Genomic DNA, 25,754 nt, shown 5'->3' on the forward strand with positions numbered 1-25,754 from the left:
CTCCTTAATCAGCGGCCAGCCAGCGTGCTAAACGCTGCGCAAATGCGGCCTGACTTTCCAGTAATTCGTCGCCCGTCACCAGCGGTGCCGGACGGGTGATCACGATGCAGGGGATCCCTGCATCCAGACAGGGTTGAACTTTTTCCTGATAACCGCCTTCTGCACCAGAGGCTTTTGTCACCACCACGTCGGCCTGACACTGGCGATAAAACGCGGCGTTAAATTCAGCGCTAAAGGGGCCGCAGAGGGCAAAGATCTCCCCTACGCCAAATCCCAGTTCAGCGCATTGCGCAATCACATCAGGAACGGGCAAGACGCGGGCCAGCAATGTTTTTTCCGGCAGTCCGATACGCCATTGCGCCAGGTCCTTACTGCCGGTGGTCAATAGCACACGATCGCCAAATTTCTTTGCCACATCACAGGCTTGCGCAATGCTCTGAACGGTATACAGCAACGGGTGCGTCAGATCGCTGAGCTGCTCCGGGCGCTGATAGCGACTCAACAATACGCCAGCCGCTTCGCAGGCACGCTGGATGTTACGGCTCACCACCTCGGCGTACGGATGTGAAGCATCGATCACCCAGCGAGTGCGGTTGTCCCGCAGCCAGGCGATCATGTGATCCAGCTCCAGACGACCGCAGCGCACTTGCCCTTTAATCGCCCCCGCCAGTTGCTTGCCAGTAGGGGTCGCCACCGACAGGGTGTAAGGAACGTTCGCGGCATCAAGTTGCTGACATAGCGCCCGCGCATCGCTGGTACCGCCCATTACCAGCACCTCGCCGTATCTCACAGCACGTAGCCTCTTGGCGTAATCATCAGACCATCCTGGATGTAGGTGGCTTTGTTACCGACAATCACCAGGCTGGTCATATCCACGGGTTCAAAGTCCATTGCGCCAAGCGTACTCAGCCATTTCTCCTGTTTCTTACGGCCAGCCGACTTCACGACGCCAACCGGCGTTTCTGCGCTCTTACTGGCTGACAGTAATTCGAACGCGCGCGCCAGATGTCCTTCACGGCCCCGGCTACGCGGGTTGTAGAAGCAAATCACGAAGTCGGCTTCGCCTGCGGCAATAATGCGTTTTTCAATGACCGGCCACGGCGTCAACAGATCGCTTAAGCTGATGTGGCAAAAATCGTGCATCAACGGCGCGCCCAACAGAGAAGCGGCCGCAATACTGGCGGTCATGCCGGGCACCAGACGGACTTCAACATCCAGTTTCTGCTTACTCACCAGTTCCAGCACCAGACCCGCCATGCCATAAATACCGGCATCGCCGCTGCTGATCAGCGCCACGTTATGTCCAGCCTGCGCCAGTTCAATCGCCGCCTGACAGCGCTCGATCTCTTTGCACATGCCGGTTTTGATCACCTGCTTGTCGCCCGTGAAGGCTTTCACCAGATGGGTATAGGTTTTGTAACCGACAATAATTTCCGCCGCCTGCAGTGCCTCGACCGCTTCCATCGTCATCATCGCCTGCGAGCCAGGACCTATTCCAATTACGGTTAACATCAGTGTGAAACTCCCAAAGTAATAGTCACGCCCTGCTCACGCAGGGTCTCGCCTAACAGTTGTCCCTGGCTCAGCAGCCAGGCTGCCGGACCGGATACGCTACCGACGCCCACCGTTTGACGCACAAACGATGAGGCAGGAAAGCGATGTTCATGCTCACGCAGCGCGTCAGCGGTAAAGGTTTCGAAAGGAACACGACAACAGGAGGCCAGTTGAATCAGCCCCTGCTCGTCTTTTTTGAGGTTGACGCTGCCGATCGCTTTTAATGCCAGCGGATCGAGCCGCTGTGCTTCAAGCTGACGGGCCAACAAGTTAGCTAACAGAGGAAATGGCGTGTCCCGACGACAGCCAATCCCGGCGACAACCCGCTGGGGTACCAGCTTCCAGTGCTGTACTGGCAGATCGGGTAAATCCGTGCGCAGTGTGATGCAAATCAGCGCATCCAGCTCCGGCAGTTGCTGCAGGTCGGTCACAATAATAAAGCCGCGTTTGTCACAATGGCTGACCTCTGCGTCTAACGCGTCGTCCCACCACAGCCCCACCCGCCGCTGGCTGACCAACATTTGATTAACGATTTTCACCGCCGTGCGAAAATCATTCATTCGGGCGTTAAGCTGGAACGCCAGCGTATCCAGCGCAGCCATATCGTTAACATCGGTCGCAGTGGTAATCACCGGATCGGCGCCCAGCATGCCCGCGAGGTAACGAGTGAGCGCATTGGCGCCCCCGGCATGACCAGAAAGCAGACTGATCACATGCTGCCCACGCTCATCGATGACGACCACCGCCGGGTCGCTGAATTTGTCATTCACCAGCGGAGCGAGCACACGCACCGCAATACCGGTCGCGCCAATGAAAATCAACGCCGAATAATGCGCAAACGCGTCACGTGCCGTACTGGCAAATCCGTCGGTAAACGGTACAAACCCCTCTTCCAGCAATTTCTCACTGGTAAAGCAGGTCAGCGGCAGCATCGACGCCAGCCTTTTTGCCAGCAAGACCCCGCCAGGCGTCAGGCAAAAAAGCGCTATGGACTCAGGCTTTACGGTATTCATGGCTAAAGTCCGCAGCATAAAGTCGGGAGTAGTGATATTCATCACCGAGGAAATTCCCCACCAGAATGAGCGCCGTTTTGCGGATCCCCGCATCACGCACTTTGTCGCCAATGTCTGCCAGTGTGCCGCGAACCGTCTGACTTTCCGGCCATGTCGCTTTGTAGATAACCGCCACAGGGGTTGTTGCCGGGTATCCACCTTCAATTAGACGCTCCGCGACTCGATGAATACGCTGGACAGAAAGATAGATAGCCATAGACGTCTGGTGGCTGGCGAACGCTTCCAGTTGCTCACGTTCCGGTACCGGAGTCCGTCCTTCCAGACGGGTAATAATGAGGCTCTGCGACACTTCAGGTACGGTATATTCCACGCCAAGCTCGGCGGCCGCGCCGAGGAAAGCACTGACGCCTGGCACCACCTGCCAGTCGATGCCACGCCGGGTCAACTCTTCGCCCTGCTCACGCACTGAGCCGTACAGCGACACATCGCCGGTTTGCAGACGCACCACCGTTTTTCCTGCTTTCACTCCGGCTTCCATCAGGTCGAGGATCTGTTCCAGATGCAGTTCCGCACTGTCGTGGCACTCGGCATCCGGCGGGCAATATTCCAGCAATTCGGTATTAATCAATGAGCCTGCATAGATAACCACCTGCGCCTGTTGCAGCAAACGGTAGCCTTTGAGGGTGATCAGCTCACGGTCGCCAGGACCTGCGCCAACAAACCACACACTACGGGGATCAAATGTCTCAGACATGGTGTTCTTCCTTCTGACAGGCGATAACAAAAACAGGATTATTCGGTTTGAAATAGTGACCGCTGCCGAGGGCAGTCAGCGACGAAACGTGTAGCGCCAGGCAATCAACGTTTTGCACGCCGATGTGCTCCAGATGCGCCAGCGCGGTATTCAGGTTTTCTTGCAGGATAAAGGTCATGACCAGGCGGCCGCCGCAGTGAAGCTGACGCATTGCCCAATCAATCAGTTCGGTAAGATGACCACCACTGCCGCCCATAAACACCGCATCGGCTTTCTCCGTCAGCATCATTGGTGCTTCACCCGGCAGGATATCAATGTTGCTGCAGGCGAAATGCTGGCGGTTTTCATCCAGCAGTCGCAGTGCTGCGGGATTACGCTCAATGGCTGTGATATGCAAAGAAGGATGTTGCAGCGCCGCCTCAATCGAGACGCTTCCGGTTCCCGCGCCGACATCGATCAGATGGCTTGCGTGGTGCAATTCAAGTTTCGAGAGAGCGAGTGCGCGTACCACTTCTTTGGTCATCGGCACTTTCTCTCCACGTAAGAACAGCTCATCTTTCATCAAGGATCACCACTGCGTTCATCTCATAGTCGCTGTTGACCTCACTGACGGGCAGCCAGTGGATCCGTTCGTTTTCCATCGCCAGGTTTTCACCGATCACCATCCAGCGATGTCCCTTACCACGTTTCATTAACTGAGCCGCTATTTCGCGTGGGCCGCAGAGCGTGTCTGTCACCATCGCGACCTTGCTATGCCGCGCCAGTTCATCAAAACAGACGCTGCGTCCGTGGCTGCTGGTGAGCCACATATCGTTCATGTCAACGCCTGACTGCGCGCAGAGATATTGCACCGCGCTGATACCCGGAATAATACGCACCCGTTCAAAACCAAAATGCGCCACCATGCGCGTGCCGATGCCGTAAAAAAGCGGATCGCCAGAAGCCAGTACCACCACGCGTTTATCGACCTGACAGTCAACCCAGTCCAGCAGCTCCGCAATGTTGGCGCCGAGTACAAACTGCTCGCCGCTAAAATCAGGGAACTGGAGTAAATGGCGTTTTCCGCCCACCAGGACATCGGCTTGCGCCACCGCCTCCCGGGCGGCGGGCGTCATCAGGTGCAGCCCTGCAGGTCCCATTCCCACCACTGTTAACATTGCATCTCCTTCGCAATCTCTTCGATCGGGCGGTTACTGCCGAGAACCTGATTCTCAAAAGAGAACATGATGGCGTCACAGCACGGCGGGTTTTTCGTAAAGCGCAGCATCTGCATGACACGCAGACAAATTCGCCCGGCCAGATGCGGGTAAATGCGCTGGAACCCGTAGGCGTCGATGTGTTCCATCGCCGCTTCGGTGGTGTCGCAGTCACTGACGAGCGTCAGCAGTTCATGCGGTGCGCCCAGCAGCGCCAGATGTGCCACTAACGTTTCCATGCGGGCATCGGCAATATGGCTGTGGGTATGGAAGATCCCGGCCGCGATTTTGATAAGTTTGCCTGGGTGTCCCACCAATACGATGTGGCGATACCCCAGTCGCACCGCCTCTTCAATCATGTAGCCGACGAAATTGCTCATGGTGACGACAACCTGGGTGTCGATGCCCATCTGCTCGCGGACAAACCGTTCACCGTGGTTACCAGGCACCAGCACAACCCTGTCCAGACCCGCCGCGCGTTTGATTTCCAGCTCCAGCGATAAGGAACGTTTCCAGCTCTCTTCCGACATTGGAGTCACAATTCCGGTTGTACCAATGACCGAGATCCCCCCCAGAATGCCGAGGCGCGAGTTGTAAGTTTTTTGCGCTCTCTCTTCGCCTTCCGGGGCGAAAATTTCAATTTCTGCGCCACGTGCCGGACCAATGGCCTCACGTACTGCGGATTCAATCGTGTGACGTGGCGTGCGATTGATCGCTGCGCTACCGACAGGTAAACCAATACCTTTGCGGGTGACCGTGCCGATGCCCTCCCCACCCTGCAAGACGATCTCCCCGCTGTCATTCAGCGTCACGCGGGCAAAAATCAACATGCCGTGGGTCGCGTCCACATCATCTCCGCCATCCTTACGAATCGCGGCAATGGCCTGCTGCCCTTCGATATGGGGAGATTCAACGTTCAGACACAGCGTCACCCCGGAAGGCGTCACGATAGAAACCTGATGAATCAAATGCTGGCGTAGTACCATGAGTGCAGCGACTTTTGCTGCCGCCGTTGCGCAGGACCCAGTGGTATACCCCTTGCGCAGCGCCTTGCCGTTGTGCCATACCGGGGCATCAAAGGATGCGTCGCTCATCGCGCCCCCTGCAGGTGATATAACATGGCGTTCACGATAGCCGCGGCCACGTTACTCCCGCCTTTGCGTCCCAATGCGGCGATAGCGGGAAGGTTGCTTTGCGTTAGCGCGTCTTTTGACTCTTCGGCGCCAACGAATCCCACCGGCACACCGACCACGCCGCTGACGGCAACATCATGTTCAAGCAGTCGGAACAATGCTGTTGGCGCATTACCGAACACAAACACCTTCTCGCTCTCTTCCGTCACCGCAATATCGACGGCGGCCATTGAGCGGGTGATCCCCTGTGCTTTTGCTTCACTCACGACGCGCGGGTCGCTGATGTAGCAGCGGCATTCACCACCAAATTTGGCCAATAGCGTTTTATTGATCCCGGAAAGCGCCATCGTGGTGTCGGTATAGATAACGCACTGACGCTGGAGTGCCGCACACAGACTCTCCAGCGCATCGCTGGAAAACCATAAAATGTCCAGCCAGTCAAAATCAGCCGTAGTGTGGATAACCCGCTTGATGATTGCTTCATGCAACGGGCTGGCAAACTGATAATCCGGGCGGGTTTCACGGATAATTTCGCCAATGATGTCGAAACTTTTGGTTTCAATCGCCTGGGGTTGCTGGATGTATTGCATGTATGTCTCCTCAGGCCGCGCCAACTACCAGCCAGTGCGCCAGCATAAACAGCGCAAGGGCCAGGGTCGAAGCTACCCACATCAATCGAATCGTTTGGGAAATGTCGTCTACAGAAATGTCGCGCCGCGCATCGCCTATCCAGGGTTTCTCAACGCGCTGACCAAAGTAGTTATTTGGCCCGCCCAGGCGGATACCCAACGCACCGGCCACACAAGCCTCGGACCATGCGCAGTTTGGGCTGCTGTGGTTGTAGCGGTCGCGCCAGCCGATCTGCAGTGCGCGGGCGCCGTCCTGACGGCACAGAATTGCGGCAAGGCTAAACAATAGCCAGCTCAGACGGGCCGGAATGTAATTCGCCACATCATCAAGTCGGGCGCTGACCATACCGATGGCGCGGTATTTTTCATGCTTATAACCGACCATAGAATCAAGTGTGTTGACTGCTTTGTAGGCCATGGCTAATGGCGCGCCGCCAATCAGCAGGAAAAACAGCGGCGCAATAATGCCGTCAACGGTGTTTTCCGCCACAGTCTCTACCACCGCCCGATTGATTTGGTCCGGCTGTAACTGCGACGTGTCTCGCCCCACAATCCAGGCGAGTTTTTCCCGGCTTTCGGCAAGATTACCCGCCCGTAGTGGACGTTCAACTTCCATCGCGGCGTTTGCCAGACAACGTCCCGCCAGAACGGTAAAGATCATCCAGACTTCAACCAGCCAGCCAAACCAGGGATGAATCATCGTCGCCAGCGTCAGCACGCCCCAGGAGACACTCCAGGTCACACCGACCACCAGCACCCACATCACTGCACCACCAATCCGCAGCGCGCGTTCGCTATGGCAATAACGTCTGATAAGGCGCTGAACCGAGGAGATAAAATTGCCTATCCAGCGTACCGGATGCGGCCAGTTTTGCGGGTCACCAATAATGTAATCGAGAAGCCAGGCTACGCCCCATGCAAGCAATGTCATAGTGACTCCCTGCCCGCAGCCAGCCAGTGGTTCAACATTTCCGGACGCTGCGCGAAATGAACATGCAGATAACTGGCAAAGGTATTACCCACCTGCCAGCCGCCGGACCATTCCTGCAAGGTCTTACCGTCACGGACTTTACGACACGCCATCACGGCCGGTATTTCCGGAGTAAAGTCCGAATAGTGAAATTCATGCCCACGGAGTACTTCGCCCGGCGCTGCCAGCAATGTTTGCTGTCTGGCCTGCGCTTCGCAGTAGCCGAAGCGGGTAAGCCGTTTTCCCATCCGGCTATGGCCCGGAATAACATCAACCATCTGATATACCACCCCGGCAGCATCCTCCAGCGAGCTTCCCAGGTACATCAAACCACCGCACTCCGCATAGATAGCCACGCCGCGCTGATGCGCTGCCCGCAATTGCGACAGCATCTCTGTATTTTCGGCAAGCGCCGCCGCATGCAGCTCAGGATATCCACCGCCAAGCCAAATCATCTGGCAGTCAGGGAGTTTGCGGTCATGCAGAGGGCTAAAACGAGTAATACGAACGCCTGCACGTTCCAGCAAAGCGATGTTGTCCGGGTAATAAAAGTTGAAGGCTTCATCATCCGCGAGCGCCAGCGTAAGCCCTTCGCCAGCAGAGACGGAGGGTAATGTCGGCCATTCGCCTTCAGGCAACGACGTGAGATGACTCAGCGAAAGCAGCTTGTCGATATCCAGTGTCTGCTCGAGGGTGCTGGCAAATGCCTGCCACGGTTGCTGATTGATAACGGACTCGCGGGCGGTGACCAGTCCAAGATGGCGTTCCGGCAACGAAACACCTTCAGCACGGGGGACATAGCCCAAAACAGGCACCGTGCAGTAGCGTTCAATTGCCGTTTTGAGGAGTTGGTAATGTGTTTCACTGTTGACACGATTGACGATGACGCCCGCAATGTTGAGGTCAGGATCAAAATGCTGGAATCCCATCACCGTTGCGGCAATCGAGGTTGAAACCGCTTTGCCGTCCACCAGCAGAATGACCGGGCAACCCAGTTGCTTCGCCATCCCCGCCGTACTGCAATAATGGGGGTCGGTGCCATAACCATCGTACAGCCCCATAACCCCTTCGATGACGGCAATGTCGGCCTGCTGCATTTGCTCGCAAAACAAGGCATTAAGAACGGGCTCGGGGAGCATGAAACTGTCGAGATTACGGGAAGCCGTGCCACAGACCGCCGTATGCCAGCCGGTGTCGAGATAATCAGGTCCCACTTTGCAGGGTTGCACACGCAGACCGCGACGTTTTAACAGACTCAACAAGCCCAGCGTTACCGTGGTTTTGCCACAACCGCTTCCGGTGCCTGCAAGAATAAATGCGTGAGAACGTGCCGCCATACCCTGATCCTGTTCAGGGTGGTAGGGGTGTAGAGATGCGTGTGTAACCAGTCTTCAGACTGTACGCTTCTGATCAACCCACTTCCCACCGAAGTTGTTGGTAATGGCCGACAGGCAGGTCTTCTGGCTCAGCGTCATCCTCACCCGTCCTTCCCAATCTTACGATCAGTGGCGTTTACGGGGTCGTCAGCATCACAGCAGCGGGGGCTGCGGGGGATTCTCACCCCCTTCCCTGCCACAAATGTGGCAAACCTGTCGACTTTCGCTATGGGAATTTTTCGTAACCCATAACGGTAATTAAACTCTAATTACATCTTGTTCTTTCTTTCGCCAATTTTCTGGCGTTTACATGCATATTTCACTCGTATATGTACTGAATGCGCGCAGCGGGGAAATAATAATAAAAACCACACATCCCGAAACTGTACTTCATCACAAAAATAAAAACAGATGCAGTTTATCGCTCAAATAAGACTATTTTTTTGCGCTACGACAACTTATCGCATTGAGGTGATTTTTTTCATTTTATAATGACTGACATACCACAGGATATCAAAAATCGGCAATTGCCAGATATTGATATTTACGCAGATTCAATAGAGGAATTTTCATTAATTTGCTGACGAAAAGTCTGCGGCGTCACCTGATACGTCTGGCGAAAAACTTTGCAGAAATAACTGGTTTGAGAAAAACCTAAATTACGTGCAATGCTGGCAATGCTCCAGTCACTGTGGCACAGCAGTTCCCTGGCGCTGGCCATCCTTTGTTGGTTTACCCAGGCGTTAAAACCGATACCCTGATATTTTTTAAATAACTTACTGAAGTAGTACGGGCTAAGATAAACATGCGAAGCAACATCCTCAAGACGCAGATCGTCCGACAAATGCGCATCAATGTAGCGCAGCGCTTTCTTTATTTTACTGTCGTGCGGGTTAGGACTACGGTTCGTCCGGGCTGGTTCTGCTTGCTGTGGGTTGTCTTTGATAACAACAAAATTTAGTTGTTTTTTAAGACAATTTTCAACAATGAGCTTCAACAGGTCGGCTGACGCCATCACCCTTGAATAGTCCATCTCAGGGACGTTATAAAATTCATTCAGCAACTCAGGATCGGCCTGCCAGCGGTCATCCACATTAAGGATATCCACAAGGCCGACATCGTTGCTTAAACGCACTTGACCACAAAGGACGAACCCCACCAGATGTCCCGCAATCACCAACGGAATAGAGAAATCGGTTAAACCTGCATGGCAGCGATAAATACAAGGCTGATCTGATTTTGATGCTTCCAGACCGCCACAGCGATCGCTCATACGACAACGTGTACTGTGTTGAGGATGTTGGCGCATCAATTGACAGAATGGTGTGAAATTAAACAACTCAGAAATTTCATCACCATGAATATTGACAACCACAACGGCCAGACTGGTGGCTTGTGCAAAATCCTGTGCGATTTTATTAATGAGTTCTGAGTTCAGGGCGCTCGCAGAAATCATGATAAAACCTCTCAGTTAATTTATTGTTATAAACAACACATTTTATTTACATTCACTTTATCATTATCTTGAAATATTCATGATCAAAGCATAATGCACAATAACAAAAGTCCCCCATCCCTGGGAGACGTTTTATTCAGTTCGTGAAACCAGATCACGAAATCATTTTACGCACTTCAGAAAATGCCTATGACAACGGCTTTATCCCTTATTTTCTTCCAGTTTGCAGGTATTACACGGTAAGTTTTTTCCAATAAAATAGCGATAGATTGCCGCCCCCCCACAAGCCCCAACTATCGGCGCCACGATGGGTACAATAAAGTATGGAATATCACGCCCCCCCGTCATGGCGATGTCTCCCCATCCAGCCATCCACGCAAACAGTTTTGGGCCAAAGTCACGAGCAGGGTTCATCGCAAATCCGGTAAGAGGACCAGTGGAAGCACCGATAACCGCCACTAGTATCCCAATCAGCAAAGGGGCCAACGGTCCTTTAGGCACACCATTGCCATCGTCGGTCAGCGCCATGATCATCCCCATCAGAATGGACGTGATCACCACTTCCACCAACGCCGCTTGCCATACACTCAAGGCCGCAGCCGGATAGGTACTGAAAATACTCGCCAGTTGCAAACTTTCGACGCTGCCACGCACCAGTTGATGAGCAGTTTCGAATTCGCTAAACAGGCTGCCATAAAGCAGATATGCCAGCATCGCCCCGCCAAATGCCCCTGCAAGCTGGGCGATGGTGTAGGGTAAAACCTTACGGCCAGGGAAACAGGCAAACAACCACAATGCAATCGTCACTGCCGGGTTTAAATGCGCACCCGATATTCCGGCTGTCAGATAGACGGCAAGCGAGATCCCTAATCCCCAAATGATACAGATTTCCCATAATCCAAAACTTGCGCCAGCAACTTTTAGCGCGCTGAGGCAACCAATACCGAAAAACAAAAACAACCCGGTGCCCAAAAATTCGGCAATGCATTGCGCTTTTAGTGAGTCGTTCATTGTGACACCTTCTAAGCAGAGTTTGTGTCTGTGTCAGCAAGCTTCCCCGCTGACGGCCCGATCTTCACTATAAAAACTGATCTCTGCAAATTGTTGGCAACCTGAAGGCTGGTAAGCTCTGAAAAATCGTGCCGCAATAACAAATTATTGCTATTTGTTTGCCCCATACAGCAGATACCACAAGCATTTCGGCAAATTAAACGCTGTTATTATATTAAGAATAAATTGCTCACCCCAACATTTAAATATCCAACAAACATCACACAATCGATCCCGCCTGGCAAATAATTATTATTTTGTCATCCATTAAAATGTAAAAATGAAATAACAAAAACAAAATAATTACATTTTATATTAATTTATTTTTATTTAAAAAANAATAAGATAGAATAAATAACAGCAATTTAATGCTATTGAAAACCCACTATTTTTTCACGCTCAACGATAAGTCAGCCATTCTTTTTCCTCGCTTCTTTTTATAGTCCTGATTATCGGGACAACCCAGGCGAGGTCTTTATGCAACAAGAAGCATTAGGAATGGTAGAAACCAAAGGCTTAACCGCTGCCATCGAAGCCGCTGATGCGATGGTGAAATCAGCCAATGTCATGCTGGTCGGTTACGAAAAAATTGGCTCTGGACTGGTGACAGTGATCGTTCGCGGTGACGTCGGCGCAGTCAAAGCGGCTACCGATGCAGGTGCGGCAGCGGCCCGCAACGTGGGAGAAGTGAAAGCCGTACACGTTATTCCACGCCCGCATACCGATGTAGAAAAAATCTTACCGAAGGGAAATAGCTAATGAGCAGCAATGAGCTGGTGGAACAGATCATGGCGCAGGTGATTGCCCGCGTGGCAACCCCCGCTCAACCGGTCACCCCTGATAAACCCTATCCAAAACGAGAGACGGCTATGGCAGAAAAGAGCTGCAGTTTAACGGAATTTGTCGGCACCGCGATTGGCGACACTGTTGGTCTGGTCATCGCGAACGTAGACAGCGCGTTGCTGGAGGCGATGAAGCTTGAGAAGCGTTATCGCTCAATTGGCATTCTGGGCGCACGCACGGGCGCAGGCCCACACATTATGGCCGCAGATGAAGCCGTAAAAGCGACAAATACAGAAGTGGTCAGCATTGAGCTTCCCCGCGACACCAAAGGCGGTGCCGGGCATGGTTCACTGATCATTTTAGGTGGCAATGATGTTTCAGACGTAAAACGCGGCATAGAAGTCGCGCTAAAGGAACTTGACCGTACCTTTGGCGATGTCTACGCCAACGAAGCGGGCCATCTGGAACTGCAGTACACCGCGCGCGCCAGTTATGCCCTCGAAAAAGCATTCGGTGCCCCCATTGGGCGCGCCTGCGGCGTTATCGTTGGCGCGCCTGCGTCTGTTGGCGTGTTAATGGCGGATACCGCACTGAAATCCGCCAACGTCGAGGTCGTAGCCTATAGCTCCCCGGCACATGGAACCAGCTTCAGTAATGAAGCCATTCTGGTGATCTCCGGCGACTCCGGCGCTGTGCGTCAGGCCGTTATCTCCGCGCGCGAAATTGGCAAAACCGTCCTGTCGACTCTCGGTTCTGAACCGAAAAACGATCGTCCGTCCTATATCTAATACCCCTGAGGCTGATTCATGAGATCGAAAAGATTTGAAGCACTGGCGAAACGCCCTGTGAATCAGGACGGCTTCGTTAAGGAGTGGATCGAAGAAGGCTTCATTGCAATGGAAAGCCCGAACGATCCTAAACCCTCGATTAAAATCGTCAACGGCGCAGTGACCGAACTGGATGGTAAAGCCGCCAGCGAATTTGACCTGATTGACCATTTTATCGCCCGCTATGGGATTAATCTGGCGCGCGCCGAAGAAGTCATGAAGATGGACTCGGTCAAGCTCGCCAATATGCTCTGCGATCCTAATGTAAAACGCAGTGACATCGTCCCCCTCACCACCGCGATGACACCGGCCAAAATCGTTGAAGTGGTATCCCACATGAACGTGGTTGAGATGATGATGGCGATGCAGAAAATGCGCGCTCGCCGTACTCCCTCTCAACAGGCGCACGTGACCAACATCAAAGATAACCCGGTACAAATCGCTGCCGATGCCGCCGAAGGCGCATGGCGCGGATTTGATGAACAAGAGACGACAGTTGCAGTGGCGCGTTATGCCCCGTTCAACGCTATCGCTCTGCTCGTTGGTTCCCAGGTAGGCCGTCCTGGCGTATTAACCCAGTGTTCACTGGAAGAAGCCACCGAACTGAAACTCGGTATGTTAGGCCATACCTGCTACGCCGAAACCATCTCCGTTTACGGTACCGAACCGGTCTTTACCGACGGTGACGATACCCCCTGGTCAAAAGGTTTTCTGGCCTCCTCTTATGCCTCTCGCGGCCTGAAAATGCGCTTTACCTCCGGTTCTGGCTCTGAAGTGCAAATGGGTTACGCCGAAGGCAAGTCGATGTTGTACCTGGAAGCGCGTTGCATTTACATCACGAAAGCCGCAGGTGTACAGGGGTTACAAAACGGTTCGGTGAGCTGCATTGGCGTGCCTTCCGCGGTGCCATCAGGGATTCGCGCCGTGTTGGCAGAAAACCTGATCTGCTCGTCACTGGACCTGGAATGCGCCTCCAGTAACGACCAGACCTTTACCCACTCCGATATGCGCCGTACTGCGCGCTTGCTGATGCAGTTCCTGCCGGGAACTGACTTTATCTCCTCCGGGTATTCTGCGGTGCCGAACTACGACAACATGTTTGCCGGCTCCAACGAAGATGCAGAGGATTTTGACGACTACAACGTCATCCAACGCGACCTGAAGGTGGACGGAGGATTACGTCCGGTACGTGAAGAAGACGTCATCGCCATTCGTAATAAAGCCGCCCGCGCACTGCAGGCCGTCTTTGCCGGTATGGGGCTCCCACCGATTACTGACGAAGAAGTCGAAGCCGCCACTTATGCCCACGGTTCGAAAGACATGCCGGAACGTAACATTGTTGAAGATCTCAAGTTCGCGCAAGAGATCATCAATAAGAACCGTAACGGTCTGGAAGTGGTAAAAGCCCTCGCTCAGGGCGGTTTCACTGACGTTGCTCAGGACATGCTCAACATCCAGAAAGCCAAGCTGACCGGAGACTATCTCCATACCTCCGCCATTATCGTTGGTGATGGACAAGTGCTCTCAGCAGTGAATGACATTAACGATTATGCCGGTCCGGCAACAGGTTATCGCCTGCAAGGCGAACGCTGGGAAGAGATAAAAAATATCCCTGGCGCACTCGATCCCAACGAACTTGGCTAAGGGGTGAAAAATGGAAATTAATGAAAAGCTGCTGCGCCAGATAATTGAAGATGTGCTGTCCGAAATGCAGAGCAGTGACAAGCCAGTGACCTTGCGCACACCCGCTGTTCAGGCAGCCCCTGTGCAGGGTGAAAGCTTTCTGACTGAAATTGGCGAAGCCAAACAAGGTGCTCAACAAGACGAAGTCATCATTGCTGTTGGCCCGGCATTTGGTCTGTCGCAAACCGTCAATATCGTCGGTCTGCCGCACAAGAGCATTCTGCGCGAAGTGATCGCGGGTATTGAAGAAGAAGGTATCAAGGCACGTGTTATTCGCTGTTTTAAATCATCCGATGTGGCATTCGTCGCCGTTGAAGGAAATCGCCTGAGCGGTTCTGGTATCTCAATCGGCATCCAGTCTAAAGGGACGACGGTCATTCACCAGCAAGGGTTGCCTCCGCTCTCCAACCTGGAGCTTTTCCCACAGGCCCCGCTACTCACGCTGGAAACATATCGTCAGATTGGTAAAAACGCCGCGCGCTATGCCAAGAGAGAATCTCCGCAACCCGTTCCAACGCTGAATGATCAAATGGCGCGCCCGAAATATCAGGCTAAATCGGCCATTTTGCATATCAAAGAGACGAAGTATGTCGTGACGGGCAAAAACGCCCAGGAACTGCGCGTGGCGCTTTAACAAAGGATACCTCCATGAATACCGAAGCAATTGAATCAATGGTACGGGATGTGTTGAGCCGCATGAACAGCCTGCAAGGCGAAACGCCCACCTCTGTTGCAGTGAATGTGTCGACACATGCCGCGAAGGTGACCGATTACCCACTGGCGAACAAACATCCTGAGTGGGTGAAAACAGCAACCAACAAAACACTGGATGACTTCACGCTTGAAAATGTCCTGAGCAATAAAGTGACTGCGCAGGACATGCGTATCACGCCGGAAACACTGCGTATTCAGGCCGCTATCGCTAAAGATGCCGGTCGTGACCGACTGGCGATGAACTTTGAACGCGCAGCAGAACTGACCGCCGTACCCGACGAACGAATCCTTGAGATCTACAACGCACTGCGTCCTTACCGTTCAACGAAAGAAGAGCTGATGGCCATTGCAGACGATCTCGAAAATCGTTATCAGGCAAAGATTTGCGCAGGTTTCATTCGTGAAGCGGCCATGTTGTACGTCGAGCGCAAAAAACTCAAAGGCGACGATTAAACGGAGAAAATCCATGCGGTATATCGCTGGCATTGATATTGGCAACTCATCAACAGAAGTCGCTCTGGCGACGCTGAATGAGTCTGGCGTACTGACAATCACCGGCAGTGCGCTGGCGGAAACTACCGGAATCAAAGGCACATTACGCAATGTGTTCGGTATTCAGGAGGCGCTTACGCTGGCGGCAAAAGACGCCGGCATCAATGTCAGTGATATTTCGCTCATCCGCATCAACGAAGCCACGCCAGTGATTGGCGATGTGGCGATGGAAACTATCACGGAAACCATCATCACTGAGTCAACCATGATCGGTCACAACCCGAAAACCCCTGGCGGGGTCGGTCTTGGCGTCGGGATAACGATTACACCGGAAGAGTTGCTGACCCGCCCGGCCAATGTCTCTTACATCCTGGTCGTATCAGCAGCATTCGATTTCGCCGATGTCGCCACCATGATTAACGCCTCCGTGCGAGCGGGGTATCAATTGACCGGCGTCATTCTGCAGCAGGATGACGGTGTGCTGGTCAGTAACCGTCTTGAAAAGCCCATTCCTATTGTTGATGAGGTTCGGTATATCGACCGAATTCCTCTTGGGATGCTGGCCGCTATTGAGGTCGCCGTCCCTGGAAAGGTGATCGAAACACTGTCTAACCCTTACGGCATCGCTACGGTTTTTAATCTCAGTGCGGACGAGACCAAAAACATTGTGCCGATGGCGCGCGCGCTAATTGGCAACCGCTCCGCCGTGGTAGTGAAGACACCCTCGGGCGATGTGAAAGCTCGCGCCATACCGGCGGGAAATATTGAACTGCTGTCACAGGGGCGCACGCGTCGAGTTGATGTTGCTGCAGGCGCCGAAGCCATCATGAAAGTGGTCGGTGAATACCCCAAACTGGATAACGTGACGGGTGAAGCAGGAACCAATATTGGCGGCATGCTGGAAAATGTACGCCAGACAATGGCAGAACTCACCAACAAACCCAGCAACGAAGTGTTCATTCAGGACCTGTTAGCTGTCGATACTTCAGTACCCGTAAGTGTTACAGGTGGATTAGCCGGAGAGTTTTCGCTGGAACATGCCGTCGGCATCGCCTCAATGGTCAAGTCAGATCGCCTGCAAATGGCAATGATTGCCCGCGAAATTAAGCAAAAACTCAACGTTGACGTTCAGGTCGGCGGCGCAGAAGCCGAAGCCGCCATCCTGGGTGCCTTAACCACCCCAGGCACTACGCGGCCACTGGCTATTTTGGATCTGGGCGCAGGTTCAACTGACGCCTCCATCATCAACGCTAAAGGTGACATTATCGCCACTCACCTCGCCGGTGCTGGCGATATGGTCACGATGATCATCGCTCGCGAACTGGGTCTGGAAGATCGTTATCTGGCCGAGGAGATCAAAAAGTATCCGTTAGCCAAGGTGGAAAGTTTGTTTCACCTGCGTCATGAGGACGGGAGCGTTCAGTTCTTCCACACCCCGCTACCTCCATCGGTTTTTGCACGTGTCTGCGTGGTGAAACCCGATGAACTGGTACCTCTTCCTGGCGAACTGGCCCTGGAGAAAGTGCGCGCCATTCGCCGCAGCGCGAAAGAGCGCGTCTTTGTCACGAACGCCCTACGCGCGCTACGTCAGGTAAGCCCAACCGGCAATATCCGAGACATACCGTTCGTGGTGCTGGTTGGCGGTTCTTCCCTGGATTTTGAAGTCCCGCAACTGGTCACCGATGCGCTGGCGCACTATCGGCTGGTGGCCGGACGAGGAAACATTCGCGGTAGCGAAGGGCCAAGAAACGCCGTCGCAACAGGATTGATCCTTTCCTGGCACAAGGAGTTTGCTTATGGACAGTAATCATATCGCACCGGCGATTATTGTCGCCGCCATTGACGGCACACTCACTGACTGGAATGACGTCCTGCTGGGTATCGAAGAAGAAGGTATTCCCTTCGTTGTCCACGAGCAGGTCTCAGACGATGTCGTTCATTGCGCGTGGCAGGCAGCGCGTCAGTCGCCGCTGCTCGTAGGCATCGCCTGCGACAGTGAGATGTTGGTTGTGCATTACAAGAATTTACCCGCATCAGCGCCGCTATTTACGCTGACCTATCACCAAGATAACCCTGCCCGTAGACGTATTGGCAACAACGCCGCGCGGCTGGTTAAAGGCCTTCCCTTCCGGGACGGTCACTCATAATCCACAGGAGAACTGCAGTATGAATAACGCACTGGGACTGGTTGAAACAAAAGGGCTGGTGGGCGCTATTGAAGCCGCCGATGCCATGGTGAAATCCGCCAACGTGCAGTTGGTCGGCTATGAAAAAATCGGCTCGGGTTTAGTGACGGTGATGGTTCGCGGTGATGTCGGTGCCGTAAAAGCGGCCGTAGACGCAGGAAGTGCTGCGGCGAGCGCGGTAGGCGAAGTCAAATCCTGCCATGTCATCCCGCGCCCGCACAGCGACGTTGAGGCCATTTTACCTAAATCTGCCTAAGTCACTTCGAATAAGGAGCACAGCGTGAAGCAATCACTGGGATTACTTGAAGTTAGTGGTCTGGCATTAGCCATCAATTGCGCGGATGTCATGGCGAAAGCCGCTTCCATCACGCTGGTTGGCCTCGAAAAGACCAACGGTTCAGGCTGGACGATGATCAAAATTATCGGTGATGTGGCCTCTGTTCAGGCGGCCATCATCACCGGTGCCAGTTTTGCCGATCAGCAAGCAGGTCTGGTCGCCCATAAAGTCATCGCCAGACCTTCAGAGGGCATTCTTTCTTACAGCGTAGAGACGTCGTCTGAGGCAGTTTCCGCCCCGGCCCCCGTAGAATCTCAGGAAGAGATCCTTGTGGAGCCATTTTTGCCCGAGGGTACACAGGACACTGAGCTTATCAGTTGCAATCTTTGCCTCGATCCACAATGCAAACGCCAGAAGGGTGAACCCCGCTCTCTCTGTCTGCATTCCGGTAAGCGAGGTGAAGCGTAATGGATAAGCAACTGCTGGAGACGACCGTGAGTCAGATCCTGGATGAGATGCGGGAGCGCCCTATTCCACTGGGTGTTTCAAATCGCCATATCCATCTTTGTGCAGAAGACTATGCCCGTCTTTTTCCTGGTCAACCGATCAACGAGAAAAAAGCGCTATTACAGCCCGGACAATACGCCGCCGAGCAAACCGTTACATTGGTCGGCCCAAAAGGTCAGTTAAAAAATGTTCGTCTGCTTGGACCATTGCGTCATACGAGTCAGGTTGAAATCTCCCGCACCGACGCCAGAACATTGGGTGTCGCAGCCCCTCTGCGTATGTCTGGCAACCTGCAAGGAACGCCGGGGATCCGCCTTGTCAGCCCATTTGCTGAACTGGATCTCACGTCGGGCGTGATTATCGCCTGTCGCCATATTCACATGTCACCGCTGGATGCGCTGATCCTGCGTGTTTCGCACGGCGACAATGTCTCTGTGGCCATTGAGGGGGATGAACGGCGGTTGATTTTTGACAACGTTGCCGTTCGTGTTTCGCCAGATATGCGTCTTGAGATGCACATCGACACAGACGAAGCCAATGCCGCTGGCGCAGATAACCCGGAGGTTTTTGCAAAACTGGTGATGCCACGATGAACGGCGAACTGTTGCAGCGGATCGTCGAGGAGGTCGTTACTCGTCTACTACGTCGCGCCGACAGTACTGTCACACTCAGCGCCGCGCAACTACGGGAAATCGATGTCCGGACACTGTTTTGCCAGCATTCGTCTCTGCATGTTCAGCAGGTTGACTTGTCATTACTGGAACAACTGGTTCAGAGCGATTCATCAAATACAACGGCGGTCATGATCCACGAGGCGCTGGCATTTGGGCTTCGCGTACAACTTTCAGTGCAACGTCGGTTGTTACCGGCATTACCGGTGAAAAAACTGGCACGCCTGCCTCTGGTATTCAGTGATGAGCGGGGGCAGACCGTCATCCTGCACCCGGTTACTCTTTTAAGTTATGCCGACGTGGCTCGCCTCTCCAGTGTATCGCTGGTGCTGCATCGTCAATGTGTTATTACCGCACTGGCTCGTGAAGCCGCGAACACACGCAATATTCACCTCATTAAACAGGAGTGAACCATGCATCTGGCACGCGTTACAGGCGCGGTGGTATCCACACAAAAATCACCTTCTCTGGTGGGGAAAAAACTCCTGCTGGTACGTCGGATTTGTGCCGATGGGGAACTTCCCTCACATCCCAGCACAGGTGATGAAGTGGCGGTTGATTCCGTAGGGGCTGGCATTGGCGAATTAGTTTTGCTCAGCAGCGGCTCCAGCGCCAGACATGTTTTTAGCGGTCCCAATGAAGCCATAGATCTGGCCATTGTCGGCATCGTCGACACGGTTTCGCGTTAAGGGGGAATGATGGCGATTTATACCCGAACAGGTGACTCCGGAACAACTGCCCTGTTTACCGGCCAACGTGTCAGTAAAACCCATCCGCGTGTTGAAGCTTACGGAACGCTGGATGAACTCAATGCCACGCTGAGCCTGTGTGTGTGTGCTTGCGCCTGTGCGCAACATCGCACATTGCTGGAATCAATTCAGTTGCAGATCTTCTGGTTTAGCGCCGAACTGGCCAGTGAAAGCGAAAATCCGGCACCAGGGCAGCGTTACATCAGTTCTGAAGAAATTACCGAGCTTGAAATCGCTATTGATACCGCGATGGGTCGTGTCGCCCCCTTGCACAGCTTTATCCTGCCGGGCCGATGCGAGGCGGCAAGTCGATTGCACTTTGCGCGGACGTTAGCACGTCGCGCCGAGCGACGTTTGGTTGAGCTGTCTGAGGGCGCCGCGGTCAGGCATGTACTGATGCGCTACATCAACCGACTTTCAGATTGTTTGTATGCCCTGGCGCGCGCCGAAGATCACGATGCTCATCAGAACACCATTATTCGGGAAGTGACGAAGCGTTATCTGGCTTCTGCTCGCTCCCCCTCCATGAAGGAATCCGCGATGTCACTCTCATTTCAGGAGCTTCATCAGTTGACCCGTTCCGCCGTGGAACGGGCACAAGAATTACAGGTGCCTGTAGTCATCAGCATTGCTGACGCTCACGGCACGGAAACCGTGACCTGGCGTATGCCGGATGCTCTGTTAGTGAGCAGTGAGTTAGCGCCGAAAAAAGCATGGACTGCCGTCGCGATGAAAACAGCGACTCATGAACTGTCCGCGGCGGTTCAACCCGGCGCTGCGCTTTATGGTCTGGAAAGTCATCTGCAGGGAAAAGTGGTGACTTTTGGCGGTGGATTTGCGCTGTGGCGTGACGGTGTACTGATTGGGGGTCTTGGGATCAGCGGCGGTAGCGTTGAGCAGGACATGGAGATTGCACAAGCCGCCATTGCGGCCATTAACGTGAGAATACATCAATGAATACTTCTGAACTGGAAACCCTCATCCGAACGATTTTGTGCGAGCAGTTAGCATCCACCAACGCAGACGTAAAAGGCAATGGCATTTTTATGTCCGTTGGACAGGCAATCGACGCCGCACAGCAGGCATTCTTACGTTATCAGCAGTGCCCGTTGAAAACCCGAAGCGCAATTATCGGCGCTATTCGGGAAGAGCTAAATTCGCACCTTACGGCGCTTGCCGAAGAGAGCGCGGTAGAAACGGGAATGGGCAATAAAGAGGACAAATTCCTCAAAAATAGAGCCGCTCTGCAAAATACACCGGGTATTGAAGATCTCACTACAACAGCGTTGACAGGCGATGGCGGCATGGTGCTCTTCGAATATTCGCCGTTTGGCGTTATCGGTTCCGTCGCACCCAGCACCAACCCAACTGAAACCATCATCAATAACAGCATCAGTATGCTGGCGGCGGGCAACAGCGTTTACTTCAGTCCGCATCCTGGGGCCAAAAACGTCTCCCTTAAGTTGATCAGCATGATTGAGGAGATCGCATTTCGCAGTTGTGGGATCCGCAACCTGGTCGTCACAGTCGCTGACCCCACATTCGAAGCAACGCAGCAAATGATGGCACACCCTAACATTGCCGTACTGGCGATCACCGGCGGCCCCGGTATCGTAGCCATGGGGATGAAAAGCGGCAAAAAAGTCATTGGCGCCGGTGCTGGCAACCCCCCCTGCATCGTCGATGAAACGGCTGATTTGGTGAAAGCAGCGGAAGACATCATCAATGGTGCCTCGTTCGATTACAACCTGCCCTGTATTGCAGAAAAGAGTCTGATCGTCGTGGAATCCGTTGCTGACAACCTAATCCAACAAATGCAGAGCTTTGGCGCGATGCTCCTCACCCCGGCAGAAACGGAAAAGCTCCGCGCAGCCTGCTTTCCGGAAGGTCAGGCCAATAAAAAACTGGTTGGCAAAAGCCCCGCTACCATGCTGGAAGCCTCCGGTATCGCGGTTCCCGCCAAAACACCACGCTTGCTGATTGCCGTCGTTGACGCTGACGATACCTGGGTTACCTGCGAACAGCTGATGCCGATGTTGCCCATCGTGAAAGTGAAAGACTTCGACAGCGCCCTGACCCTGGCCATCAAAGTCGAAGAAGGCCTGCACCATACCGCCATTATGCACTCACAGAACGTTTCACGACTGAATCTGGCAGCCCGCACATTGCAGACCTCTATCTTTGTGAAAAACGGTCCCTCCTATGCAGGAATCGGCGTTGGCGGCGAAGGGTTCACCACCTTCACAATCGCCACGCCAACCGGTGAAGGGACAACCTCAGCCAGAACATTTGCGCGCTCTCGCCGCTGTGTACTGACAAATGGTTTTTCAATCCGTTAATGAGGCTGTGATGAATACCTTTTCACTGCAAACCCGTTTGTACAGCGGTCAGGGCAGTCTGGACGTGCTGAAACGCTTTACGAACAAGCATATCTGGATTATTTGCGATGGTTTTCTGGCGCGTTCACCGCTGATCGAAATGCTGCGTGCGGCATTGCCTGCAAATAATCGCATCAGCGTGTTTAGCGAGATAACGCCAGACCCCACGATCAGCACCGTCGTGCAAGGGATTGCGCAAATGCAGTCCCTGCGTCCCGATATTGTGATTGGATTTGGTGGCGGTTCGGCGCTTGATGCCGCCAAAGCCATCGTCTGGTTCAGCCGCCAGTTTGGTATTGAAATCGAAACCTGTGTCGCCATTCCAACCACCAGCGGCACAGGGTCTGAAGTGACCAGCGCGTGTGTGATCAGCGATCCGGATAAAGGGATTAAATATCCGCTGTTCAACAACTCTCTCTATCCGGATATGGCAATTCTCGATCCCCGATTGGTCGTCAGCGTACCTGCCAATATCACCGCCAACACCGGTATGGACGTATTGACTCATGCCCTTGAAGCCTATGTGTCCCTACGCGCCAGTGATTTCACTGATGCACTGGCAGAGAAAGCCGCGCAAATCGTTTTTCAGTATCTGCCCGTTGCCGTTAAAAAAGGAGATTGTCTGGCGACTCGAGGGAAAATGCACAACGCGTCAACCCTGGCTGGCATGGCGTTTAGCCAGGCGGGTCTGGGGATCAATCATGCCATTGCGCACCAGTTGGGAGGACAATTTCACCTCGCACATGGGCTTGCCAATGCGCTGTTACTTACCTCAGTGATTCGTTTTAACGCGCAGGATCCTCGAGCGGCAAAACGGTACGCAAGATTCGCGAAAGCCTGTCATTTATGTTCCGAAAATGCGAACGAAATCACTAGCCTGAATGCGCTGATTCACAGAATTGAACAACTCACAAAGCAATGTTCCATCCCCTCGTTTTACGAGGCGTTGAATGCTGGTAAAACCGGGTATTCACAACGAATACCTGCCATGGTTCAGGCTGCGTTGGCAGATGTCACATTAAAGACCAATCCCCGTCCCGCTGATGCCAGCGCCATTCAAGAGTTGTTGGAGGAGTTGCTATGAATACGGCCCCTAATGCCTTCGAATTCACTGAACTTGTCGATTGCGATGCTCAGGAAATCCGAGAAAGAGTTCGTGCTGCGGGGGTGGTAGGTGCCGGAGGCGCTGGTTTTCCCGCGCATGTCAAACTGCAGGCGCAGGTAGAAATATTCCTGGTCAACGCCGCAGAATGTGAGCCGATGCTGAAGGTCGATCAGCAACTCATGGCCCAACAGGCTGCCCGTTTGATTCGCGGTGTGCAATACGCGATGAAAGCAACCGGCGCCAGCGAAGGCATCATTGCCCTCAAAGAAAAATACCGTCCCGCCATCGCCGCCTTAACTCCGCTTCTCCCTGGTGATATCAGGCTCCACATTTTGCCAGATGTCTATCCGGCCGGAGATGAGGTGTTGACGATCTGGATGGCGACTGGACGACGCGTCCCTCCAGCCGCGTTGCCTGTCAGTGTTGGCGTCGTCGTCAATAACGTGCAGACCGTGCTAAATATTGCCAGAGCGGTGGAACAGCAGTTTCCCGTCACGCGCCGTACGCTAACCGTTAATGGCGCAGTGGCTCGTCCACAAACGCTGACCGTCCCCATCGGCATGTCATTACGAGAAGTTCTCTCCCTGGCGGGTGGCGCAACCGTTGATTCGCCAGGGTTTATCAATGGCGGCCCCATGATGGGGCATTTGCTCCCAACACTGGACACACCGGTAACCAAAACAACAGGGGGATTGCTGGTATTGCCCGAAAAGCATCCACTGATTCAGCGGCGCATGCAGGATGAACGCACGCTGCTCTCTGTTGCGAAAACCGTTTGCGAACAGTGTCGGTTATGTACGGATTTATGCCCACGACATTTGATAGGCCATGAATTATCGCCACACCTGCTGGTGCGCGCGGTGAACTATCAACAAGCCGCGACACCCCAGTTGTTGCTCAGCGCGTTGACCTGCTCGGAATGTAATGTTTGTGAAAGTGTCGCGTGTCCGGTTGGCATCTCCCCGATGCGTATTAACCGTATGCTTAAGCGTGAATTGCGAGCGCAAAACTTCCGTTATGAAGGGCCTCTGAATCCTGCCGACGAAATGGCGAAATATCGGTTAGTGCCGGTAAAACGGCTGATTACGAAGTTAGGTCTGAGTGACTGGTATCACGAAGCACCGCTGTCAGAATCCGAACATCTGACGGATAACGTCACTCTGCTTTTGCGCCAACATATTGGCGCCAGTGCCATCCCACAAGTGCAAAAAGGCGACCGCGTCGTTCGTGGCGAATGCGTAGCCGATGTCCCCGCTGGCGCATTAGGCGCTCCCATTCACGCCAGTATTGACGGCATCGTTAGTGACGTCACTGAACAGGCAATTACGGTGGTAAGAGGTTAAGCATGTCTCAGGCAATAGGTATTTTAGAACTCACCAGTATCGCCAAAGGGATGGAATCAGGCGATGCCATGTTGAAAAGCGCCAACGTGAATCTTCTGGTCAGTAAGACCATCTGTCCGGGCAAATTTTTACTGATGATCGGCGGTGATGTGGGAGCGGTACAGCAAGCCATCGCCACCGGTACAACACTTGCCGGAGATATGCTCGTCGATAGCCTGGTGTTACCCAATATTCATGACAGCGTACTTCCTGCCATCAGCGGACTGAACAGTGTTGAAAAGCGTCAGGCCGTCGGGATTTTGGAAACATGGAGCGTGGCAGCCTGTATCAGTGCCGCCGACCGGGCAGTTAAAACCTCAAACATCACGCTGGTTCGGGTGCATATGGCGTTTGGCATTGGCGGTAAATGCTACATGGTGGTCGCTGGTGATGTTTCTGATGTTAACAACGCCGTTACCGTTGCCAGTGAAAGCGCAGGCGAAAAAGGACTGCTGGTCTACCGCTCTGTTATTCCACGCCCACATGAAGCCATGTGGCGACAGATTGTGGAGGGATAATGGAAAGGCAGCCCACGACGGATCGTATGATCCAGGAATATGTCCCGGGTAAGCAGGTCACGCTGGCGCATCTGATTGCCAATCCAGGCAAAGATTTATTCAAAAAACTGGGGCTTGCGGATGCTGTATCAGCCATAGGTATTTTGACCATTACCCCCAGCGAAGCTTCCATTATCGCCTGTGATATCGCCACCAAGTCAGGTGCCGTGGAGATCGGTTTTCTCGACAGGTTCACGGGGGCCGTTGTATTAACGGGAGATGTTTCTGCCGTTGAATACGCGCTGAAACAGGTCACGAGAACACTAAGTGAAATGATGCTTTTTACCTCATGCCCCGTCACGCGGACCTGAC

30 protein-coding genes and 1 riboswitch are annotated in these 25,754 nt (G+C 53.5%); of the genes, 18 read left to right on the top strand and 12 right to left on the bottom strand.

The window, feature by feature from the left end; translation table 11 throughout:
- Positions 1 to 4 precede the first annotated feature (4 nt).
- The 12 genes from NNO04_RS12290 to pduF all read right to left on the bottom strand — a co-directional run bounded on the left by NNO04_RS12290 (position 5) and on the right by pduF (position 11,092).
- Positions 5 to 790 carry a cobalt-precorrin-6A reductase gene (locus NNO04_RS12290; RefSeq protein WP_271444884.1) on the bottom strand — a complete coding sequence of 262 codons (786 nt, stop codon included), beginning with the start codon at positions 788 to 790 and terminating at the stop codon, positions 5 to 7.
- A complete protein-coding gene (locus NNO04_RS12295) occupies positions 787 to 1,512 on the bottom strand; it encodes a precorrin-3B C(17)-methyltransferase (protein WP_271444885.1) in 726 nt (241 codons plus the stop codon). The genes NNO04_RS12290 and NNO04_RS12295 overlap by 4 nt, the downstream gene beginning before the upstream one ends.
- Entirely contained in the window at positions 1,512 to 2,567 is a 1,056-nt protein-coding gene (cbiG, locus tag NNO04_RS12300) for a cobalt-precorrin 5A hydrolase (RefSeq protein ID WP_271444886.1), read from the bottom strand. Before cbiG ends, NNO04_RS12295 begins: the two co-directional genes overlap by 1 nt.
- Complete coding sequence (locus NNO04_RS12305; protein ID WP_271444887.1) at positions 2,548 to 3,321, bottom strand: cobalt-precorrin-4 methyltransferase; 774 nt, start codon at positions 3,319 to 3,321, stop codon at positions 2,548 to 2,550. The genes cbiG and NNO04_RS12305 overlap by 20 nt, the downstream gene beginning before the upstream one ends.
- Complete coding sequence (locus NNO04_RS12310) at positions 3,314 to 3,883, bottom strand: decarboxylating cobalt-precorrin-6B (C(15))-methyltransferase (protein ID WP_271444888.1); 570 nt, start codon at positions 3,881 to 3,883, stop codon at positions 3,314 to 3,316. Before NNO04_RS12310 ends, NNO04_RS12305 begins: the two co-directional genes overlap by 8 nt.
- Entirely contained in the window at positions 3,873 to 4,478 is a 606-nt protein-coding gene (locus NNO04_RS12315; protein ID WP_271444889.1) for a cobalt-precorrin-7 (C(5))-methyltransferase, read from the bottom strand. The genes NNO04_RS12310 and NNO04_RS12315 overlap by 11 nt, the downstream gene beginning before the upstream one ends.
- Entirely contained in the window at positions 4,472 to 5,611 is a 1,140-nt protein-coding gene (gene cbiD, locus NNO04_RS12320) for a cobalt-precorrin-5B (C(1))-methyltransferase CbiD (RefSeq protein WP_271444890.1), read from the bottom strand. The genes NNO04_RS12315 and cbiD overlap by 7 nt, the downstream gene beginning before the upstream one ends.
- On the bottom strand, positions 5,608 to 6,240 hold the full coding sequence (locus NNO04_RS12325) for a cobalt-precorrin-8 methylmutase (protein WP_271444891.1): 633 nt from the start codon (positions 6,238 to 6,240) through the stop codon (positions 5,608 to 5,610). The genes cbiD and NNO04_RS12325 overlap by 4 nt, the downstream gene beginning before the upstream one ends.
- A gap of 10 nt (positions 6,241 to 6,250) precedes the next feature.
- A complete protein-coding gene (cbiB, locus tag NNO04_RS12330) occupies positions 6,251 to 7,210 on the bottom strand; it encodes an adenosylcobinamide-phosphate synthase CbiB (protein WP_271444892.1) in 960 nt (319 codons plus the stop codon).
- Positions 7,207 to 8,586 (bottom strand): cobyrinate a,c-diamide synthase, encoded by a 1,380-nt coding sequence (locus tag NNO04_RS12335; RefSeq protein WP_271444893.1) that lies wholly within the window; start codon positions 8,584 to 8,586, stop codon positions 7,207 to 7,209. Before NNO04_RS12335 ends, cbiB begins: the two co-directional genes overlap by 4 nt.
- Before the next feature lie 96 nt (positions 8,587 to 8,682).
- A riboswitch (cobalamin riboswitch) is annotated at positions 8,683 to 8,857 on the bottom strand.
- Between the two features lie 312 nt (positions 8,858 to 9,169).
- Positions 9,170 to 10,081, bottom strand: coding sequence for a transcriptional regulator PocR (pocR, locus tag NNO04_RS12340; RefSeq protein ID WP_271444894.1), 912 nt, complete (start codon positions 10,079 to 10,081; stop codon positions 9,170 to 9,172).
- Positions 10,082 to 10,282: 201 nt separating this feature from the next.
- Entirely contained in the window at positions 10,283 to 11,092 is an 810-nt protein-coding gene (pduF, locus tag NNO04_RS12345) for a propanediol diffusion facilitator PduF (protein WP_271444895.1), read from the bottom strand.
- A 516-nt stretch (positions 11,093 to 11,608) separates the two neighbouring features.
- Here pduF and pduA point away from each other — a divergent pair.
- From pduA to pduU, 18 genes are read left to right on the top strand one after another with little or no spacing between them, the layout of a single operon-like run.
- Positions 11,609 to 11,890 carry a propanediol utilization microcompartment protein PduA gene (pduA, locus tag NNO04_RS12350; protein WP_162379886.1) on the top strand — a complete coding sequence of 94 codons (282 nt, stop codon included), beginning with the start codon at positions 11,609 to 11,611 and terminating at the stop codon, positions 11,888 to 11,890.
- On the top strand, positions 11,890 to 12,702 hold the full coding sequence (gene pduB, locus NNO04_RS12355) for a propanediol utilization microcompartment protein PduB (protein ID WP_271444896.1): 813 nt from the start codon (positions 11,890 to 11,892) through the stop codon (positions 12,700 to 12,702). Before pduA ends, pduB begins: the two co-directional genes overlap by 1 nt.
- Before the next feature lie 18 nt (positions 12,703 to 12,720).
- A complete protein-coding gene (gene pduC / locus NNO04_RS12360; RefSeq protein ID WP_271444897.1) occupies positions 12,721 to 14,385 on the top strand; it encodes a propanediol dehydratase large subunit PduC in 1,665 nt (554 codons plus the stop codon).
- Positions 14,386 to 14,395: 10 nt separating this feature from the next.
- Entirely contained in the window at positions 14,396 to 15,058 is a 663-nt protein-coding gene (locus tag NNO04_RS12365) for a propanediol/glycerol family dehydratase medium subunit (protein WP_271444898.1), read from the top strand.
- A 14-nt stretch (positions 15,059 to 15,072) separates the two neighbouring features.
- Entirely contained in the window at positions 15,073 to 15,591 is a 519-nt protein-coding gene (pduE, locus tag NNO04_RS12370; protein WP_271444899.1) for a propanediol dehydratase small subunit PduE, read from the top strand.
- A gap of 13 nt (positions 15,592 to 15,604) precedes the next feature.
- Positions 15,605 to 17,437, top strand: coding sequence for a diol dehydratase reactivase subunit alpha (locus NNO04_RS12375; protein WP_271444900.1), 1,833 nt, complete (start codon positions 15,605 to 15,607; stop codon positions 17,435 to 17,437).
- On the top strand, positions 17,427 to 17,777 hold the full coding sequence (locus NNO04_RS12380) for a glycerol dehydratase reactivase beta/small subunit family protein (RefSeq protein WP_271444901.1): 351 nt from the start codon (positions 17,427 to 17,429) through the stop codon (positions 17,775 to 17,777). The genes NNO04_RS12375 and NNO04_RS12380 overlap by 11 nt, the downstream gene beginning before the upstream one ends.
- A gap of 19 nt (positions 17,778 to 17,796) precedes the next feature.
- Entirely contained in the window at positions 17,797 to 18,072 is a 276-nt protein-coding gene (gene pduJ, locus NNO04_RS12385; RefSeq protein ID WP_004853788.1) for a propanediol utilization microcompartment protein PduJ, read from the top strand.
- A 24-nt stretch (positions 18,073 to 18,096) separates the two neighbouring features.
- On the top strand, positions 18,097 to 18,561 hold the full coding sequence (locus tag NNO04_RS12390; protein ID WP_271444902.1) for a BMC domain-containing protein: 465 nt from the start codon (positions 18,097 to 18,099) through the stop codon (positions 18,559 to 18,561).
- Entirely contained in the window at positions 18,561 to 19,193 is a 633-nt protein-coding gene (locus NNO04_RS12395; protein ID WP_271444903.1) for a phosphate propanoyltransferase, read from the top strand. The genes NNO04_RS12390 and NNO04_RS12395 overlap by 1 nt, the downstream gene beginning before the upstream one ends.
- Positions 19,190 to 19,681: a microcompartment protein PduM gene (gene pduM, locus NNO04_RS12400; RefSeq protein ID WP_271444904.1), complete on the top strand. Its 492-nt coding sequence runs from the start codon at positions 19,190 to 19,192 to the stop codon at positions 19,679 to 19,681. Before NNO04_RS12395 ends, pduM begins: the two co-directional genes overlap by 4 nt.
- A gap of 3 nt (positions 19,682 to 19,684) precedes the next feature.
- Positions 19,685 to 19,960 (top strand): EutN/CcmL family microcompartment protein, encoded by a 276-nt coding sequence (locus NNO04_RS12405; protein WP_271444905.1) that lies wholly within the window; start codon positions 19,685 to 19,687, stop codon positions 19,958 to 19,960.
- 9 nt (positions 19,961 to 19,969) lie between these two features.
- Positions 19,970 to 20,977 carry a two-domain cob(I)yrinic acid a,c-diamide adenosyltransferase PduO gene (gene pduO / locus NNO04_RS12410; protein ID WP_271444940.1) on the top strand — a complete coding sequence of 336 codons (1,008 nt, stop codon included), beginning with the start codon at positions 19,970 to 19,972 and terminating at the stop codon, positions 20,975 to 20,977.
- Positions 20,974 to 22,359: a CoA-acylating propionaldehyde dehydrogenase PduP gene (pduP, locus tag NNO04_RS12415; protein WP_271444906.1), complete on the top strand. Its 1,386-nt coding sequence runs from the start codon at positions 20,974 to 20,976 to the stop codon at positions 22,357 to 22,359. Before pduO ends, pduP begins: the two co-directional genes overlap by 4 nt.
- Positions 22,360 to 22,369: 10 nt before the next feature.
- A complete protein-coding gene (locus NNO04_RS12420; RefSeq protein WP_271444907.1) occupies positions 22,370 to 23,482 on the top strand; it encodes a 1-propanol dehydrogenase PduQ in 1,113 nt (370 codons plus the stop codon).
- The gene (locus NNO04_RS12425) at positions 23,479 to 24,846 is read left to right on the top strand and encodes a 4Fe-4S dicluster domain-containing protein (RefSeq protein WP_271444908.1); all 1,368 of its coding nucleotides are present in this window, start codon (positions 23,479 to 23,481) and stop codon (positions 24,844 to 24,846) included. Before NNO04_RS12420 ends, NNO04_RS12425 begins: the two co-directional genes overlap by 4 nt.
- Before the next feature lie 2 nt (positions 24,847 to 24,848).
- Positions 24,849 to 25,403: a propanediol utilization microcompartment protein PduT gene (gene pduT / locus NNO04_RS12430; RefSeq protein WP_271444909.1), complete on the top strand. Its 555-nt coding sequence runs from the start codon at positions 24,849 to 24,851 to the stop codon at positions 25,401 to 25,403.
- Positions 25,403 to 25,753 (top strand): propanediol utilization microcompartment protein PduU, encoded by a 351-nt coding sequence (gene pduU / locus NNO04_RS12435; protein ID WP_271444910.1) that lies wholly within the window; start codon positions 25,403 to 25,405, stop codon positions 25,751 to 25,753. The genes pduT and pduU overlap by 1 nt, the downstream gene beginning before the upstream one ends.
- Position 25,754 lies beyond the last annotated feature (1 nt).

It is taken from the genome of Citrobacter sp. Awk 4, assembly GCF_028069725.1.
In the GTDB taxonomy this organism is placed as follows: Bacteria; Pseudomonadota; Gammaproteobacteria; order Enterobacterales; family Enterobacteriaceae; genus Citrobacter_D.